The 15,699-nt window shown below is 66.4% G+C and carries 14 protein-coding genes; 10 read left to right on the top strand and 4 right to left on the bottom strand.

All coding sequences use genetic code 11. The features are described from left to right. The first annotated feature begins 10 nt into the window (after positions 1–10). The 10 genes from rlmH (at position 11) to ACFZCE_RS02455 (ending at position 9,739) form a co-directional block, all read left to right on the top strand. Positions 11–478 (top strand): 23S rRNA (pseudouridine(1915)-N(3))-methyltransferase RlmH, encoded by a 468-nt coding sequence (gene rlmH, locus ACFZCE_RS02500; protein ID WP_390935744.1) that lies wholly within the window; start codon positions 11–13, stop codon positions 476–478. 18 nt (positions 479–496) lie between these two features. Continuing rightward, positions 497–2,392 carry a penicillin-binding protein 2 gene (gene mrdA, locus ACFZCE_RS02495; RefSeq protein WP_390935743.1) on the top strand — a complete coding sequence of 632 codons (1,896 nt, stop codon included), beginning with the start codon at positions 497–499 and terminating at the stop codon, positions 2,390–2,392. Positions 2,393–2,423: 31 nt separating this feature from the next. Then, positions 2,424–3,527, top strand: coding sequence for a rod shape-determining protein RodA (gene rodA / locus ACFZCE_RS02490; RefSeq protein WP_390936434.1), 1,104 nt, complete (start codon positions 2,424–2,426; stop codon positions 3,525–3,527). A 17-nt stretch (positions 3,528–3,544) separates the two neighbouring features. After that, positions 3,545–4,549, top strand: a complete 1,005-nt coding sequence (mltB, locus tag ACFZCE_RS02485; protein ID WP_390935741.1) for a lytic murein transglycosylase B — start codon at positions 3,545–3,547, stop codon at positions 4,547–4,549. After that, positions 4,549–5,553, top strand: coding sequence for a septal ring lytic transglycosylase RlpA family protein (locus tag ACFZCE_RS02480; RefSeq protein WP_390935740.1), 1,005 nt, complete (start codon positions 4,549–4,551; stop codon positions 5,551–5,553). The genes mltB and ACFZCE_RS02480 overlap by 1 nt, the downstream gene beginning before the upstream one ends. Before the next feature lie 84 nt (positions 5,554–5,637). Next, on the top strand, positions 5,638–6,801 hold the full coding sequence (locus ACFZCE_RS02475) for a serine hydrolase (RefSeq protein ID WP_390935738.1): 1,164 nt from the start codon (positions 5,638–5,640) through the stop codon (positions 6,799–6,801). Between the two features lie 81 nt (positions 6,802–6,882). Further along, positions 6,883–7,158, top strand: a complete 276-nt coding sequence (locus ACFZCE_RS02470; RefSeq protein ID WP_390935736.1) for a DUF493 domain-containing protein — start codon at positions 6,883–6,885, stop codon at positions 7,156–7,158. Continuing rightward, positions 7,158–7,805: a lipoyl(octanoyl) transferase LipB gene (lipB, locus tag ACFZCE_RS02465; RefSeq protein ID WP_390935734.1), complete on the top strand. Its 648-nt coding sequence runs from the start codon at positions 7,158–7,160 to the stop codon at positions 7,803–7,805. Before ACFZCE_RS02470 ends, lipB begins: the two co-directional genes overlap by 1 nt. 2 nt (positions 7,806–7,807) lie before the next feature. Continuing rightward, positions 7,808–8,815: a lipoyl synthase gene (gene lipA / locus ACFZCE_RS02460; protein WP_390935733.1), complete on the top strand. Its 1,008-nt coding sequence runs from the start codon at positions 7,808–7,810 to the stop codon at positions 8,813–8,815. A 9-nt stretch (positions 8,816–8,824) separates the two neighbouring features. Next, complete coding sequence (locus ACFZCE_RS02455) at positions 8,825–9,739, top strand: LD-carboxypeptidase (RefSeq protein WP_390935731.1); 915 nt, start codon at positions 8,825–8,827, stop codon at positions 9,737–9,739. Positions 9,740–9,795: 56 nt separating this feature from the next. Here ACFZCE_RS02455 and ACFZCE_RS02450 read toward each other — a convergent pair whose 3' ends face one another. From ACFZCE_RS02450 to leuS, 4 genes are all read right to left on the bottom strand, one after another. Further along, a complete protein-coding gene (locus ACFZCE_RS02450) occupies positions 9,796–11,118 on the bottom strand; it encodes a lytic murein transglycosylase (RefSeq protein WP_390935730.1) in 1,323 nt (440 codons plus the stop codon). 67 nt (positions 11,119–11,185) lie between these two features. Beyond that, the gene (holA, locus tag ACFZCE_RS02445; RefSeq protein WP_390935728.1) at positions 11,186–12,223 is read right to left on the bottom strand and encodes a DNA polymerase III subunit delta; all 1,038 of its coding nucleotides are present in this window, start codon (positions 12,221–12,223) and stop codon (positions 11,186–11,188) included. A gap of 43 nt (positions 12,224–12,266) precedes the next feature. Beyond that, a complete protein-coding gene (lptE, locus tag ACFZCE_RS02440; RefSeq protein WP_390935726.1) occupies positions 12,267–12,875 on the bottom strand; it encodes an LPS assembly lipoprotein LptE in 609 nt (202 codons plus the stop codon). A 65-nt stretch (positions 12,876–12,940) separates the two neighbouring features. Next, positions 12,941–15,547 carry a leucine--tRNA ligase gene (gene leuS / locus ACFZCE_RS02435; RefSeq protein WP_390935724.1) on the bottom strand — a complete coding sequence of 869 codons (2,607 nt, stop codon included), beginning with the start codon at positions 15,545–15,547 and terminating at the stop codon, positions 12,941–12,943. Positions 15,548–15,699 lie beyond the last annotated feature (152 nt).

The raw sequence follows: 15,699 nt of genomic DNA, 5'->3' as shown, positions 1-15,699 counted from the left end.
GGAGGCTGCCGTGCGTTTGCGCCTGATCGCGGTCGGCTCGCGCATGCCGAAGTGGGTCGAGGACGGCTGGCATGAGTACGCCAAACGTTTGCCCTCGGAGTTGCCGCTGGAGTTGGTGGAGATCCCGCTGACCACCCGCGGCAAGAACGCCGACGTGGCGCGGATGATCCGCCAGGAAGGCGAGGCCATGCTGGCCAAGGTCCAGCCGGGCGAGCGTATCGTCACTCTCGAGGTTCACGGCAAGCCGTGGAGCACCGAGCAGTTGGCGGGCGAACTCGACCGCTGGCGGCTCGACGCGCGCACCGTCAACCTGATGGTCGGCGGCCCCGAGGGGCTGGCCCCGGAGGTGTGCGCGCGGGCCGAGCAGCGTTGGTCGCTGTCGCCGCTGACGCTGCCGCACCCGCTGGTGCGGATCCTGATCGGCGAGCAGCTGTACCGGGCCTGGACGGTGCTGTCTGGCCACCCCTACCACAAATAACCCGGTGCGCGGCCCGCAATGACCCAACCCATTCGCCTCAAAGACCACGAAAAGGACGCGCGCCTGGTGCGCAACCGCGTCGTGGTCGGCGCTGTGGTGGTGGTGCTGTTCCTCTGCCTGCTGGTCGGCCGGCTGTATTACCTGCAGGTGATCCAGTACGACTACCACTCCACGTTGTCGGAGAACAACCGCGTGCACGTGCAGCCCATCGCACCGCCACGGGGGATGATCTACGACCGCAACGGGGTGGTGATCGCCGACAACCGGCCCAGCTTCAACCTCAGCATTACCCGCGAGCGCGCCGGCGACTGGCAGCAAACCCTGGACCTGGTGGTCGAGGTGCTGGGCCTGACCAGCGATGACCGCGCCCTTCTGGAAAAACGCCTGCGCCAGGGCCGGCGGCCGTTCGAGCCGGTGCCGGTGCTGATGGAGCTCAGCGAAGAGCAGATCGCCCGCATCGCCGTGAACCAGTTCCGCCTGCCCGGGGTGGACGTGGTCGCCCAGCTCACCCGGCATTACCCGCAGGGCGCGCATTTTGCCCACTCGGTGGGGTACATGGGGCGCATCAACGAGAAGGAACTCAAGGTGCTCGACCCGGTGGCCTACAGTGGCACCCACCAGATCGGCAAAACCGGCATCGAGCGCTTCTATGAAGACACCCTGCACGGCCAGGTGGGCTACGAAGAGGTCGAAACCAACGCCCGTGGGCGGGTGATGCGGGTGCTCAAGCGCACCGACCCGGAGCCGGGCAAAGACATCGTGCTGAGCCTCGACATCAAGCTGCAGGAGGCGGCCGAGAAGGCCCTGGGCGGGCGCCGTGGCGCTATCGTCGCGCTCGACCCGCGCACCGGCGAGGTGTTGGCGATGGTCAGCCAGCCCAGCTTCGACCCCAACCCGTTCGTCACCGGCATCAGCTTCAAGGCCTACGCCGAGCTGCGCGACAGCCTCGACCGGCCGCTGTACAACCGCGTGTTGCGCGGCCTCTACCCGCCCGGCTCGACCATCAAGCCAGCGGTGGCGATCGCCGGGCTCGACAGCGGCGTGGTCACCCCCGGTTCCCGGGTGTTCGACCCCGGCTTCTACCAACTGCCGAACGTAGACCACAAGTACCGCAACTGGAACCGCTCTGGCGATGGCTGGGTCGAGCTCGACACGGCGATCATGCGTTCCAACGACACCTACTTCTACGACCTGGCGCACAAGCTGGGCATCGACCGGCTGTCGGCCTACCTGGGCCACTTCGGCATTGGCCGCAAGGTGTCGCTGGACATGTTCGAGGAAGCGCCAGGGCTGATGCCCGACCGCGACTGGAAGCGCCTGACCCGCCGCCAGGCGTGGTTCCCGGGCGAGACCATCATCCTCGGCATCGGCCAGGGCTACATGCAGGCCACCCCGCTGCAACTGGCCCAGGCCACCGCGCTGATCGCCAACAAGGGCCAGTGGCACCGCCCGCGGCTGGCCAAGACCATCGGCGGCCAGGCGCCGGTCGACCCGGACCCGGTCCCAGACATCCTGCTGCGCGACCCCGCCGACTGGGCACGGGTGGCCCACGGCATGGAGCAGGTCACCCAGAACGTGCGCGGCACCGCGCGCAAGGCGTTTGCCGGCGCGCCCTACCGGGTGGCGGGCAAAAGCGGCACCGCGCAGGTGGTGGCGATCCGCCAGGGTGAGAAGTACGACCGCAGCAAGGTCAAGGAGCTGCACCGCGACCACGCCCTGTTCGTGGGCTTTGCCCCGGCCGACAACCCGCGCATCGCGGTGGCGGTGATGGTCGAGAACGGCGAGTCTGGCTCGGGGGTGGCGGCGCCGGTGCTGCGTGAGGTGACCGACGCCTGGCTGCTGGGCCCCGACGGCCTGCTCAAACCTGAATTCGCCAGCAATAGCGCCCCGGAGGCCACGGCACGTGAAGAGTAATTTCGACCGCATCCTGTCTAGCGATGACGTGATGCGGCGGCGCGCGACGTTCCTGCAGCGCATCCACGTCGACGGCCCGTTGTTGATCCTGTTGCTGATCCTCGCTTCTGGCAGCCTGTTCGTGCTGTATTCGGCCAGCGGCAAAAGCTGGGACCTGCTGATCAAACAGGCCAGCTCGTTTGGCATCGGCCTGGTGTCGATGTTCGTCATCGCCCAGCTTGAGCCGCGCTTCATGGCCCGCTGGGTGCCGCTGGCCTACGTGGTCGGGGTGGTGCTGCTGGTGGCGGTAGACGTAATGGGCCACAACGCCATGGGCGCCACGCGCTGGATCAACATCCCCGGGGTGATCCGCTTCCAGCCCTCGGAATTCATGAAGATCATCATGCCGGCGACCATCGCCTGGTACCTGTCCAAGCGCACCCTGCCGCCGCACCTGAAGCACGTGGTGGCCAGCCTCGGGCTGATCGGCGTGCCGTTCATTCTCATCGTGCGCCAGCCAGACCTCGGCACCTCGCTGCTGATTCTCGCTTCAGGTGCTTTCGTATTGTTCATGGCGGGGCTGCGCTGGCGCTGGATACTGAGCGTGGTCGCGGCGGCGGTGCCGGCGGCGGTGGTGATGTGGTTCTTCTTCATGCACGACTACCAGAAGCAGCGCATCCTCACCTTCCTCGACCCGGAAAGCGACCCGCTGGGCACCGGCTGGAACATCATCCAGTCGAAGGCGGCGATCGGCTCGGGCGGGGTGTTCGGCAAGGGCTGGCTGATGGGCACCCAGTCGCACCTGGATTTTCTTCCTGAAAGCCACACCGACTTCATCATCGCCGTGCTCGGCGAAGAGTTCGGCCTGGTGGGGATTTGCGCGCTGCTGTTGATCTACCTCGCCCTGATCGGCCGCGGGCTGGTGATCACCGCCCAGGCGCAGACGCTTTATGGCAAGCTGTTGGCCGGCAGCCTGACGATGACCTTTTTCGTCTACGTGTTCGTCAACATCGGTATGGTCAGCGGTTTGCTTCCCGTGGTGGGGGTGCCGCTGCCCTTTATTAGCTACGGCGGAACTTCGCTGGTGACGCTACTGTCAGCGTTTGGGGTTTTGATGTCGATCCATACCCACCGCAAGTGGATCGCGCAGGTTTGAGCAAGGTGACGATTTCGATGCAAGCAGTGCGCGGTTGGGCCGCTCGATACATGCCCTGGATGGGCCTGGCGAGCGTGCTGGGCGGCCCGGCGCAGGCCGGAGACTACGACGGCTCGCCGCAGGTTGCCGAGTTCGTCGGTGAGATGACCCGTGACTACGGGTTCGCCGGGGAGCAACTGATGGGCGTGTTCCATGAGGTCAAGCGCAAGCAGGGCATCCTCGATGCCATCTCGCGCCCGGCCGAGCGGGTAAAGCCCTGGAAAGACTACCGGCCGATGTTTCTCACCGACGCGCGCATCGCCCGTGGCGTCGACTTCTGGCGCCAGCACGAGGCCGCCCTGGCCCATGCCGAGCAGGAATACGGCGTGCCAGCCGCGGTGATCGTCTCGATCATCGGCGTTGAAACCTTCTTCGGCCGCAACACCGGCAACTACCGGGTGATCGACGCGCTCTCCACCCTGAGCTTCGATTACCCGCCGCGGGCGGACTTCTTCCGCAAGGAGCTGCGCGAGTTCCTGCTGCTGGCCCGGGAGGAGCAGGTCGACCCGCTCACGCTCAAGGGTTCGTACGCCGGGGCCATGGGCCTGCCGCAGTTCATGCCCAGTAGTTTCCGGGCCTATGCTGTGGATTTCGACGACGATGGCCACATCAATATCTGGACTGACCCCGACGACGCCATCGGCAGCGTGGCCAGTTATTTCGCCCGCCATGGCTGGGCGGCTGGGCAGCCCGTGGTCAGCCGCGCCGACGTGCGCGGCGGCAACGCCGACGACGGCCTGAGCAAGGGCCTGGAGCTTGATCGGACGGCCGGGGAGTTGCGGGGGCTGGGCTGGTCGAGTCATGATGCGCTGCGCGACGACCAGGCGGTCACGGCATTTCGCCTCGAAGGCGACGCCGGGCCGGAGTACTGGATGGGCCTGAATAACTTCTATGTGATCACGCGATACAACCGCAGCGCGATGTATGCGATGGCGGTGCATCAATTGGCGGACCAGTTGGTCCTGGCACGGGGCGGCAAGTAATGCGGGCGTTGGCAACAAGCACACCACTGAAGCTGATGGCGTATGCGCTGGCCACCGTATTGGTCGCCAGTTGCACGAGCAGCCGTGCGCCAACCGGTGACTACCGCGTCGGCGCCCAGCCAGGCCTGGACATCAACCACGCCCACAAGGACGGCGCGCCCTGGTGGGACGTCGACGTGTCGAAGATCCCCGACGCAACGCCGACCCTGCACACCGGCGCCTACAAGGCCAACCCCTACACAGTGCTGGGCAAGAACTACTTCCCGCTGAGCAGCTCGGCCAACTACGTGGCCACCGGCACGGCCTCCTGGTACGGCACCAAGTTCCACGGGCAGAACACCGCCAACGGCGAGGTGTACGACCTCTACGGCATGAGCGCGGCGCATAAAACCTTGCCGCTGCCCAGCTACGTGAAGGTGACCAACCTCGACAACAACCGCAGCGTGATCCTGCGGGTGAACGACCGCGGGCCGTTCTATTCCGACCGCATCATCGACCTTTCCTACGCGGCGGCGAAAAAACTCGGCTACGCCGAAATCGGTACGGCGCGGGTGCGCGTCGAGGGCATCGACCCGGTGCAGTGGTGGGCCGCCCGCGGCCGGCCGGCGCCGCTGATGCTCAAGGAGCCGGCCGTGAGTACCCCGCCGCAGCCGGCCCTGACCGCCAGCGCCGGGACCATCGAGCAATACACCCCGCCGCCCGAGCAACATGCGCCGGCCGTGCAGCCGGTGGCGATCGACCCAAAAAAAAACGCTTCTGCGCAAGCAACTGGCCTGTATCTCCAGGTGGGAGCCTTCGCCAACCCGGACGCTGCAGAGCTCCTGAGGTCGAAGCTCGGCTCGATGGTGACCGCCCCGGCGTTTACCAGCCCGGTGGTGCGTAACCAGCAAACGCTGTACCGCGTGAGGTTGGGGCCGATCGCGTCGCAGAACGAGGCGCAACAGGTGCAGAACACCATCCGCCTGGCCAACCTCGGCACGCCGAGCATGGTCCAGCCGGAATAGCACGCACCGCGCCACACCTGCCACGGACGGCAACCCTGAACATAAAACATCAAAGCTTTGCCTTTTAGCCATTTCGAGAGACGGATGAACATCACCACCTTTGCCAAACGCCTGTGCTTGCTCGTACCCCTGCTGACCCCGGCCGCCTGGGCCGCCGACGTCACCCAGATGGTGCCAGCACCGCCGCAACTGGCGGCCAAGTCCTATGTGCTGATGGAAGCCAATAGTGGCCAGGTGCTGGTCGAAAGCAACAGCGACGAACGGCTGCCCCCGGCGAGCCTGACCAAGCTGATGTCGGCCTACATCGCCACCCTTGAGCTGCACCGCGGCCAGATCAAAGACAGCGACATGGTCACCGTCAGCGAAAACGCCTGGCGCACCGGCGGTTCGCGGATGTTCATCAAGGTCGGCTCGCAGGTGTCGGTCAACGACCTGCTGCACGGCATCATCATCCAGTCGGGCAACGACGCCACCGTGGCGCTGTCCGAGCACATCGCCGGCTCTGAAGACGCCTTCGCCGACATGATGAACGCCCAGGCCCAGAAGCTCGGCATGGTCAACTCGCACTTCATGAACCCCACCGGCCTGCCGGACCCGGAGCACTACTCCTCGGCCCACGACATCGGCATCCTGGCCCGCGCGATCATCCACGAAGACCCGTCCCACTACGCGATCTACTCGCAGAAGGAATTCTTCTGGAACGGCATCAAGCAGCCGAACCGCAACCTGCTGCTGTGGCGTGACAAAACCGTCGACGGCCTGAAAACCGGCCACACCGAAGCTGCCGGCTACTGCCTGGCCGCCTCGGCGGTGCGTGATGGCATGCGCCTGATCGCCGTGGTATTCGGCACCACCAGCGACCAGGCCCGCGCTGCCGAAACGCAAAAACTGCTGACCTACGGCTTCCGCTTCTTCGAAACCCAGACCTTCTACAAGTCGGGCACCGAACTGGCCAAGGCCGCGGTCTGGAAAGGCACCAGCGGTGAAGTGAAGGCCGGCCTCGCCGAAGACCTCAGCATGACCCTGCCACGCGGCCAGCTGAAGAACCTGCAAGCGAGCATGACCCTCAGCCCGCAACTCACCGCGCCGATCGAAAAAGGCCAGGTGATCGGCAAGGTCGAAGTGAAGAACGGCGACAAGGTCGTTGAGACGAAGGATCTCGTGGCCCTCGACGCCGTGGACGAGGGTGGCATCTTCCGCCGCATCTGGGATAGCATTCGCCTATTCTTCTACGGCTTGTTCAACTGACCTGCCACGTCAGCCCACCCCCGCCCGCTAGCGCTGGCGGGGGTGGGCGTGTTTTCTCGGCTTGATGAGGCCGTTACTGCCATGACAGACACCGATGTAAAGTCGCACGAAATCCAGTTCCCCTGCGCGGACTACCCGATCAAGGTGATCGGCGACACCGTGGTGGGCTTCCGGGACTCGGTCATCGAAATCCTCTCCAAGTATGCAGAGGTCGACCTCAACAGCCTGGCCGAGCGCCAGAGCAGCAACGGCAAGTACACCACGATCCAGCTGCACATCACCGCCACCGGCCAGGACCAGCTGCGCGACATCAACAGCGCCCTGCGCGCGACCGGTGTCGTGCACATGGTGCTCTGATGCCCGGCCTGCTGGGTGTTCGCGAGCTGGGCCTGTTGCCGTACGAACCGGTATGGCGGGCCATGCAGCGTTTCACCGACCAGCCGCTGGCCGCCGCCGGCGACGAGGTATGGCTGGTGCAACACCCTCCGGTGTTCACCCAGGGCCAGGCCGGCAACCCCGAGCATGTGTTGCTGCCGGGTGACATTCCGGTGGTAAAGGTCGATCGTGGCGGCCAGGTGACATATCATGGCCCCGGGCAACTGGTGGCCTACCTGCTGCTGAACGTGCGCGAGCGCGGTTTCGGCGTGCGGGACCTGGTCAGCCGCATCGAGAACGCCCTGATTGCCCTGCTGGCCAGCTTTGGCGTGGCCAGCGAAGCCCGCGCGGATGCCCCCGGGGTGTACGTGCAGGGCGCCAAGATCGCCTCGCTGGGCCTGCGCATTCGCAACGGCCGCTCGTTCCATGGGTTGGCGTTGAACGTCGACATGGACCTGGCGCCGTTCCGCCGCATCAACCCTTGCGGTTACCAAGGGCTGGCGATGACCCAACTGCGTGAGCACGCGGGCCCGATTGATTTTGCCGAGGTCAGTGCCCGGCTGCGCGCGCAGCTCGTCCAACACCTCGACTACGCTGAGCAGACGACCCTCACGGGCGGAATCGACTGATTATGACTACTGCGCAAGATACCCTGGCAACCGTGCAACCCACCGCGGAAAAACCCCGCCCGGCGAAGGTCGAGGCGGGCGTCAAGCTGCGTGGCGCCGACAAAGTCGCGCGCATCCCGGTGAAGATCATCCCCACCGAAGAACTGCCGAAAAAACCCGACTGGATTCGCGTGCGCATCCCGGTCTCGCCGGAAGTCGACCGCATCAAGCAACTGCTGCGCAAGCACAAGCTGCACAGCGTGTGCGAAGAAGCTTCCTGCCCGAACCTGGGCGAGTGCTTCTCCGGCGGTACCGCGACGTTCATGATCATGGGCGACATCTGCACCCGCCGTTGCCCGTTCTGCGACGTCGGCCACGGCCGGCCGAAGGCGCTCGACGCCGACGAGCCGATGAACCTGGCGGTGGCCATCGCCGACCTGCGCCTGAAGTACGTGGTGATCACCTCGGTCGACCGCGACGACCTGCGCGACGGCGGTGCCCAGCACTTCGCCGACTGCATCCGGGAAATCCGCAAGCTGTCGCCGGGCGTGCAGCTCGAAACCCTGGTGCCCGACTATCGCGGGCGCATGGACGTGGCACTGGAAATCACCGCCGCCGAGCCGCCGGACGTGTTCAACCACAACCTCGAAACCGTGCCGCGCCTGTACCGTGCCGCGCGCCCGGGTTCGGACTACGACTGGTCGCTCGACCTGCTGCAGAAGTTCAAGCAGTTGGTGCCGCACGTGCCGACCAAGTCGGGGCTGATGCTTGGCCTGGGCGAAACCGACGAGGAAGTGATCGAGGTGATGCAGCGCATGCGCGAGCACGACATCGACATGCTGACCCTCGGCCAGTACCTGCAGCCGTCGCGTAACCACCTGCCGGTGCAGCGCTTCGTGCACCCCGACACCTTTGCCTGGTTCGCCGAAGAAGGCTACAAGATGGGCTTCAAGAACGTGGCGTCGGGCCCGCTGGTGCGTTCTTCGTACCACGCCGACCAGCAAGCCCACGAAGCCAAGATCAAGCTGTAAGGGCGGCCTGTGGCGCTGACCCTGCCACCGCGGCTACCCGCGGGCGGCCAGCTTGCGCTGATCGCCCCGGCCGGCCCCGGCAGCCTCGACGCTGACCAGGCCCACGCCTGGGCGGCGCTGCACGGTTACCGGCTGAAGATCTACCCCGGCGTGTTCGAGAAAACCGGCTACCTGGCCGGCCCCGACGCGCGCCGGCTGGATGACCTGCACGCGGCTTTCGAAGACCCTACGGTCGATGCCATCCTCTGCCTGCGCGGCGGCTACGGTACGCCGCGGCTGCTGGAACACATCGATTACCGGCTGATCGGCCGCCACCCCAAGCCGTTCGTGGGCTACAGCGACATCACCGCGCTGCACCACGCGTTCATCGAGCGGGCTGGGTTGCTGACCTTCCACGGGCCATTGTTCCGCGCCGAGCTGTTGCCGCGCCAGCAGCCGGGCGAGCAGGCGTTGTTGCGCATGCTGCGCGGCGAGCTGGGGCAGGGCGATGTGATCGCCCACCCGGCGGACTGGCCACTGAGCACGCTGTGCCCCGGCCAGGCCGAGGGGCCGTTGCTCGGCGGCAACCTGTCGCTGCTCTGCGCGATGGCTGGCACGCCCTGGGCGATCAAGGCCGAAGGCGCGGTGCTGTTCATCGAGGATGTAAACGAGCCGCTGTACAAGGTCGACCGCCTGCTCACCCAGCTGCGCCAGGCGGGTACCCTGGCCGGCCTGGCGGGGGTGTTGGTGGGAGATTTCGCCGGCATCGGCAGCGAGCAGTTGCGCCCGCTGCTGGAGGAGTTCTTCGCGCCCTTGGGCATCCCGGTACTGGCCGGCTGGCGCTCGGGGCACTGCCAGCCGAACCTGACGCTGCCGTTGGGCGCGCGGGTGGTGCTGGACGCCGATGGGCAGGTGTTGAGGCTGGCGCAGGCTGTGGTGGCCTGAGGGGCCCTTCGCCCGGCACTCCGGCTGTGCCGGGCGATGGGCCCTCAACGTTAACCCTACTGCCCGCGCAAACTCTGCAACAGCTGATGGGTCGGGTAGCCATCCGCGGGCCAACCACGGGCCTGTTGGGCGGCGCGGATGGCTTTGCGGGTGTTGGCGCCGATGATGCCATCGGGGTTGCCGGCGTCATGGCTGTTAGCGGTCAGCAGGGTTTGCAGCTCGATGCGCTCGGAGCGCGACAGCGGTAGGTCATCCCGTGGCCAGGTGCCCACCACGTAGCCGCCACCCTTGAAGCGCTGCGCCAGCAGGCTGACCGCCAGCGCGTATGAGCTCGAGTTGTTGTACTTGAGCACCACGCGGAAGTTATCGAGGATCAGAAACGCCGGGCCGCGGTAGCCGGCTGGCAGCAGCAGCGCCGCCTGCAGGTTGCCGCTGCCCGCGGGCAGGCTAGCCCCTGGTGGCAGGCGCACGCCTTCGGCCAGCCACTGGCTGACCGGCTTGCGCAGGCTGGCATCGGCCTGGGCGTAGTCGAAGCCGCTCGCCAGTTGCACCTCGAAGCCCCACGGCTGGCCCTTTTGCCAGCCCGAGGCGGCCAGGTAGTTGGCGGTGGAAGCCAGGGCATCCGGCGCGCTGCCCCAGATGTCGCGGCGGCCGTCACCGTCGAAATCTACTGCGTGGGAGTTGTAGGTGGTGGGGATGAATTGGGTCTGGCCCATGGCACCGGCCCAGGAGCCAATCATGCGCTCAGGGGTGATGTCGCCGTTTTGCAGGATCTGCAGCGCGGCGACCAGTTGGTCTTGGGCAAAGGCTGGGCGGCGGCCTTCGTAGGCGAGGGTTGCCAGCGAGCGGATCACTGACTTGTCGCCCTGGATTTGCCCGAAGCTGCTCTCCATGCCCCACACCGCCACCAATGCCTGGCGGTCTACACCGTAGCGCTGCTCAAGCTGTGCCAATACATCGCCATACTGCGCCAGCAGGCCTTGGCCGCGGCGCACGCGGGTGGGCGAGATGGCGCTGTCGAGGTATTCCCACACCGGCCGGCTGAACTCCGGCTGCGAGCGGTCGGCGGCAATCACGGCTGGGTCTGGGCTGACGCCGTTGAAGGCTTGGTCGAACACTTCGGGGCGGATGTGCGCGCGCAGCGCCTGCTCACGGAAACGCGCTTGCCATTCGGCGAAGGTTTCAGTGGGCAGCTCGGTGCCGTCGGCGGTCATCGGTGCGAAGGTGGTGACCGGTTTGGGCGCGGTGCCGGTAGCGGAAGGCAGTGGGTTGGCGACGGTGGGGCTGTCAGAGCAGGCGGCCAGCAGGGCCAGGCTGAAGCTTAGCAGGGCACGCCGGCCGAAGCGGCGAGCGGTGGGGCAGTTACGGCTGGAAGGCATGCAAAGGTCCAGAGGGTTCGTCTTTGCCGCTGACCTTAACATGGCCGGCCACTGCCACCAAAGCCGGCTATTGCGCGGGCAGCGCCAAACGTTGCCCGGCCATCAGCAGGGCCAGGCGTGCCAGCCCCGCCCACACCGAGCCCTGGGCCTGGCCTTTGATCTGCGCGTCGAGGTGCTGGGCATCTTGTAACAATTGGCTCCAGCGGGCCGCGGAGAGCCGCTGCAGGGCTTTGCTGACCAGGGGCCGGCGTTTGTCCCAGATCGGCGGCCGGGCGCTGCTGAAGGCTTTGTCGAGCGGCACGCCCTGGCTGAACTGCCGGGCCAGGCTGGCCAGGCTGCGCAGCTCGCGGGCCAGCGCCCAGAGAATCACCGGCGGTTCCACGCCTTCGCCGCGCAGGCCGTCGAGAATGCGCAGGGCGTGGGCGGCATCGCCCTGCAAGATGGCATCGACCAGGCCGAACACATCGAAGCGCGCGCTATCGGCCACGGCGGCCTGCACGGTGTCGAGGGTCACCTGCTGGCCGTCGGCGAGCAGCTTGAGTTTTTCGATCTCCTGGGCGGCGGCGAGCAGGTTGCCTTCGACCCGCGCGGCAATCAGCTCGACCGCCTCGGGTTGGGCCGCCAGCCCGGCCTGGGCCAGGCGCTGGCGAATCCATTGCGGCAGCTGCGCGGCATCGACCGGCCAGATTTGCACGAACTGGGTGCTGTTGCCGTTGACCAGCGCCGAACCCCATTTGCTTTTTTGCTGGCTGCCGTCGAGCTTGGGCAGGCTGATCAGCAGCACGGTGTCTTCGGCGGGGCGGTTGCAGTACTCGATCAGCGCGGCCGCGCCTTTGTCGCCGGGCTTGCCGGAGGGCAGGCGCAGCTCGAGCAGGCGTTTTTCAGCGAACAGCGACAGGCTGGCGCCGGCCTGCAGCAGGGTGCCCCAGTCGAAGTTGGCTTCGGCGGCGAATACCTGGCGTTCGTCAAAGCCTTGCGCCCGCGCGGCAGCGCGGATGGCGTCGAGGGCTTCCTGGCACAGCAGCGGCTCGTCGCCGCTGACGATGTACACCGGCGCCAACGGGCCTTGCAGGTGCTTGCCCAGCTGGGCGGGAGTGAGCTTCATAGGCCCTCTGGAGGGAGGCCCCACCGTGGGGTGGGGCGTGCCATCACTGTGCCGACGGCAGCTGCAGCGGCGACTGCTGCGGGGTCTCGTCCTGGATGCGCTGGGCCTCGGCTTCGGCGGCGGCGTCGGCGGCGGCCTTGGCATCGGCCTTGGCTTGCAGGGCGTCGAGCTGCTCTGGGGTCAGTTGGCCCAGGCGCAGGATCAGCCGTTGCTCGAGGTCGCGGCGCATCTCGTTGCGGGCCTGCTTGGCTTCTTCGTCGGAGCCGGCCAGGTTGCTGGTGTCTTGCACGTAGACCTTCTGCACTTCCATCTTGTCGCTGATCAGCTCGCGCTGGTTGCGGCCAATGATCTGGTACTGCACGCCGGAGGTGAGTTCGATCTCCGCCGAGCGCGCCGAGCTGTTGAAGCTGGCGCTGCGCTGGGTTTCATATTCCTGGGCCAGCACCAGCTTGTACGGCGCGCCGCCAACGATGCGCACACCGCTGTGCTGGAGGATGCCGCGCATGTCGGTGACCAGCGGGCCGTAGGCGTCGCGGGCGCTGAGGTCCATTTCCTTGATCGCCATCTGGTTGGACTCGGTGCCGCGCAGCTGGAAACCGCAGGCGCTGAGCAGCGAGGCCACGCCAATGACCAGCAGGTTGCGTTTGATCATGCTTGTTGCTCCTTCAAACCTTATAGGCTGAGCGAAGGGGCGCCCGCCTGGGCGCCGCCTGCCGATCAGTTGGCGACGATGTTGACCAGTTTGCCCGGCACCACGATGACCTTGCGGATGGCCAGGCCTTCGGTGAAGCGCAGCACGTTCTCGTTGACCCGGGCGGCGGCTTCGATCTCTTCACGGGTGGCGCCGGCGGGCATGTCGATCTGCCCACGCAGCTTGCCGTTGACCTGCACCACCAGGGTCAGGGTGCTTTGCACCAGCGCGCTGTCATCGACCAGCGGCCAGGTGGCGTCGATCGCGGCGCCTTCGTGGCCCAGCGCGTTCCACAGCGTGTGGCTGATGTGCGGGGTGATCGGCGCCAGCAGCAGGGTCACGGCCTCGAGGCCTTCCTGCAGCAGGGTGCGGTCTTGCTCGCTGGCCTGGCTGGCTTTTTCGAGCACGTTCATCAGCGTCATCACCTGGGCGATGGCGGTGTTGAACTTGTGGTGCTGGCCCACGTCCTGGGTGGCCTGGCGGATCGCCAGGTGGGTGGCGCGGCGCACGGCCTTCTGCTCATCGTTCAGGCCGCTGGTGTTCAGCGCGCCCGGCAGGCCCTGGCTAACGTGCGCCTGGGCCAGCCGCCAAACGCGGCGCAGGAAGCGGCTGGCGCCTTCTACGCCGGAGTCGGACCATTCCAGGCTCATGTCGGGTGGCGAGGCGAACATCATGAACAGGCGGCAGGTGTCGGCGCCGTACTGGTCGATCATCGCCTGCGGGTCAACGCCGTTGTTCTTCGACTTGGACATCTTCTCGGTGCCGCCGATTTCCACCGGCTGGCCGTCGCTGCGCAGGGTGGCGCTGATGACCTTGGCCTTGGCGTCACGCTCGAGGTCGACGTCGGCCGGGTTGAACCAGGTTTTGCCGCCGTTGGCTTCGAGGCGGTAGTAGGTCTCGGCGACCACCATGCCCTGGGTGAGCAGGTTCTGGAACGGCTCGTTGGAGCTGACCAGGCCTTCGTCACGCATCAGCTTGTGGAAGAAGCGCGCGTACAGCAGGTGCAGGATGGCGTGTTCGATACCGCCGATGTACTGGTCAACCGGCAGCCAGTGGTTGGCCGCGGCCGGGTCTACCATGCCTTGGTCGTAATGCGGCGAGGCGTAGCGGGCGAAGTACCAGCTCGACTCGACGAAGGTGTCCATGGTGTCGGTTTCACGCTTGGCCGGCGCGCCGCATTTCGGGCACTGGCACTCGTAGAACTCGGGCATGCGCGCCAGCGGCGAGCCGGCGCCATCGGGCACCACGTTCTCTGGCAGCACCACCGGCAGCTGGTTTTCCGGCACCGGTACGTCGCCGCAGCTGTCGCAGTGGATGATCGGGATCGGGCAGCCCCAGTAGCGCTGGCGGCTGATGCCCCAGTCGCGCAGGCGGAACTGGGTGCGCGATTGGCCCAGTTCCTTGCTGATCAGCGCGGCTTCGATGGCGTCGAAGGCGCCTTCGAAGTCCAGGCCGTCGAAGGCGCCGGAGTTGATCAACACGCCATGCTCGCCATAGGCGGCCAGCCACGGGGCGGGGGTGAGGTCGCCCGCGCTGGTGCGCACCACCGGCTTGATTGGCAGGCTGTACTTGGTGGCGAACTCGTAGTCACGCTCGTCGTGGGCCGGTACGGCCATGACCGCGCCATCGCCGTAGTGCATCAGCACGTAGTTGGCGATCCACACCGGCAGCTTCTCGCCGGTCAGCGGGTGCTCGACGAACAGCGGCGTGGCGCGCCCCTGTTTCTCCTGGGTGGCGACGTCGGCCTCGGCCACGCTGCCGGACTTGCATTCATCGATGAACGCTTGCAGCGAAGGGTCGCGCTCGGCGGCCAGGGTGGCCAGCGGGTGCTCGGCGGCCACGGCCACGTAGGTGGCGCCCATCAGGGTGTCGGGGCGGGTGGTGAAGACCTTCAGCACGCCTTCGCTGCCGATGCTGGCCTGGTGGTACGGGAAGCGCACTTCCATGCCGCGGGATTTGCCGATCCAGTTGCGCTGCATCGTTTTGACCTGCTCGGGCCAGCCCGGCAGCTCGTCGAGGCTTTGCAGCAGCTCTTCGGCGTAATCGGTGATGCGGAAGTAGTACATCGGGATTTCGCGCTTCTCGACCAGCGCGCCGGAGCGCCAGCCGCGGCCGTCGATCACCTGCTCGTTGGCGAGCACGGTCTGGTCGACCGGGTCCCAGTTCACGGTACCGTTTTTGCGGTAGATCACGCCTTTTTCGAACAGGCGGGTGAACAGCCACTGTTCCCAGCGGTAGTAATCGGGCTTGCAGGTGGTGACTTCACGCGACCAGTCGATGGCCAGGCCCAGGCTCTTGAGCTGGGTCTTCATGTAGTCGATGTTCTCGTACGTCCACTTCGCCGGGGCGACGTTGTTCTTCATGGCGGCGTTTTCCGCCGGCATGCCGAACGCGTCCCAGCCCATCGGTTGCAGGACGTTACGGCCCTGCATGCGCTGGTAGCGGGCGATCACATCGCCGATGGTGTAGTTGCGCACATGGCCCATGTGCAGCTTGCCGCTGGGGTACGGGAACATCGACAGGCAGTAGTAGGTCGGCTTGCCGGGTTGTTCGCTGACTTCAAAGGACTTGGTGTCGTCCCAGAAGCGTTGGGCGGTGGCTTCGATCTCGCGGGGCAGGTAGTTTTCGTGCATGGCTACTGTGTGCTTGGAAAGAGTGTCACGTCGCCCAAGCCCAAGGGGCGCGGCGGCCTGTCGTCAAACGCCGTAGCATACATGACCGCTATACGCCGAGGGAAACGCTTAATGCCCCGGCTGTTCCGTTGGTCGCGGCGGGCAGCCGGTTG

Source organism: Pseudomonas sp. NPDC007930 (assembly GCF_042958985.1).
In the GTDB taxonomy this organism is placed as follows: Bacteria; Pseudomonadota; Gammaproteobacteria; order Pseudomonadales; family Pseudomonadaceae; genus Aquipseudomonas.
This window is presented reverse-complemented; position numbering and strand designations above follow the sequence as displayed.